Source organism: Falsiroseomonas oryzae (genome assembly GCF_027856955.1).
GTDB lineage: Bacteria > Pseudomonadota > Alphaproteobacteria > Acetobacterales > Acetobacteraceae > Falsiroseomonas > Falsiroseomonas oryzae.
Genome location: NZ_JAPSMD010000720.1, coordinates 1 through 1,748, shown reverse-complemented (window position 1 = coordinate 1,748; position 1,748 = coordinate 1). Strand labels below are relative to the sequence as shown.

Here is a 1,748-nt window from a genome sequence, read left to right as displayed (position 1 = left end):
GCGGCGGGCGGCGCCGGACGTGCCGCCGGCGGCGGCGCCAGGGGCTCGGCACGGATCGTGCCCGGATCGCCGGGGCTGACCACCGGCTCCATCCGCATCACTTGGTCGCCCGGGCTGGTAATCGGCTCCATGCGCGTCTGGAAGTCGCCCAGGCTCGCCACTGGCGCCATCGCCACCACCGGACCGGCCGACGCGATCTGCGTGCGTGCCGGCTCCGGCGAGGCGGCGAAGGTGCTGCCGTCCGGGATCGGCTCCATGCGCACCACCGGGCCCGGCGGCAGCTGCGCCACACGGATGCCCGGATCCGCCGAACGCCGCTGGTCGCGCAGCGCCAGCATGGTGGCGGCGTCGCCGCGGCGCGGGCCGGCCGGGATGTCGAGCGGGATCTCGGCCGCCGCATAGACCTCCGGCGCGGCGCGGCGGTTCGGGCTCACCCCGGCGATGCGGGGCCCGATGCGGGCGACGTAGTTGCGCGTCTCGTTCGGCAGGCCGCGGTTGCCCCAGAGATAGTCCTCCAGCCGGCGCGGCCCGGCATTGTAGGCGGCGAGGAAGGCGGGCGCGCCGTAGAGCTCGTACATCTCGCGGATGTAGGCCGTGCCGGCCATCAGGTTGTCCCAGGGGTGGTAGGGATCGCCGCCCAGCCCGTAGCGGCGCGTCAGCTCGGCATAGGTGCCGGGCATCACCTGCATCAGCCCCATCGCCCCGACGCGGGAGGTGGCGCTGACGCGGCCGCCGGATTCCTGGCGCATCACCTCGCGGATCCAGCGCTCCGGCACGTCGAAGCGGCGGGAGGCCTGCTGGATGTAGGGACCCCAGGGATCATGCGGCGGCCCGGGCGGGTCGTAGCTGGTCGGGCGAGGCCATTCGCTGTTGACGCTCGCCTGGCGGGTCGCCTGCTGGGTGCTGCCGCAGGCGGCGAGCAGGCCCAGCGCCAGGCAGGCCGCCAGTGGGCGGGTCCGCCGCGCCAGCGATGCCGTGCCGCTCCGCGCAGGCCGGGACCGGGTCATGCTCGAACTCCGTCGGTTGCCGGGATCCGGTTTCCGAGGCCCGCCCCCCCGGGCGCTGCTGCCGTCCCCTCCGGCAACCCCGCCCCAGGCCAAGCCCGACATCCGTCCCGTCGTTCAGGCACGCTAGTCATATCTCGCTGCCGGAGCGCGACCCGAGCCGGCCTGCGCCCTGAGGCAGCAACACAACGTCAACACCTAAACCCCTAGCCCCTCAGGGCTGCCAGAGTCCAGCAGCGGATCTGGGCGGAACCGTGGCAGCCAGCGCCGTTCGCCTGCCATCTCGAAACGGTGCATCATGGGCTGATCAACCCGGCAGGCCCGCCACAGCGCGATGGCCTCGCCTGCCGGTGCGTGGAGGACCGATACGAGATGCGCGTTTACAGGCCAGGCCTTTCCCTTCTCGCCGCGCTGGCGCTGCTGGCCGGGGTGCCGGCCTGCGCGCCAGCGAACACCGGCAGCACCGTCTCGCCCTATGCCCTCGGCGGCGCGGCCAGCGTCTCCTTCGGCACGATCGTCGGCACCCGCCCCGTCCAGGTCGCCGGCACCGGCACGGCCGGAGCCCTCGGCGGCGCGGTGGCGGGCGGCGTGGCCGGCAGCTTCATCGGCGGCGACTGGCGGTCCAACGCGCTGGCCGGGCTGGGCGGCGCGATCCTGGGCGGGCTCGCCGGCTCCGCCATCGAGCGCGGCGTGACGCAGGGCACCGCCATCGAGTTCATCGTGCGCGAGGATCGCGGCGGCGAC

General features: G+C 74.5%; 2 protein-coding genes. One reads left to right on the top strand and one right to left on the bottom strand.

Features of this window, described 5'->3' with window-relative positions:
* The coding region (locus tag OZN99_RS31010; RefSeq protein ID WP_270939053.1) for a lytic transglycosylase domain-containing protein at window positions 1–1,007 on the bottom strand (1,007 nt) is incomplete at its 3' end.
* A 369-nt stretch (window positions 1,008–1,376) separates the two neighbouring features.
* Between OZN99_RS31010 and OZN99_RS31005 the strand changes: the two genes are divergently transcribed.
* Window positions 1,377–1,748 (top strand): glycine zipper 2TM domain-containing protein (locus OZN99_RS31005; protein ID WP_270939052.1); only part of this gene is annotated, 372 nt, incomplete at its 3' end.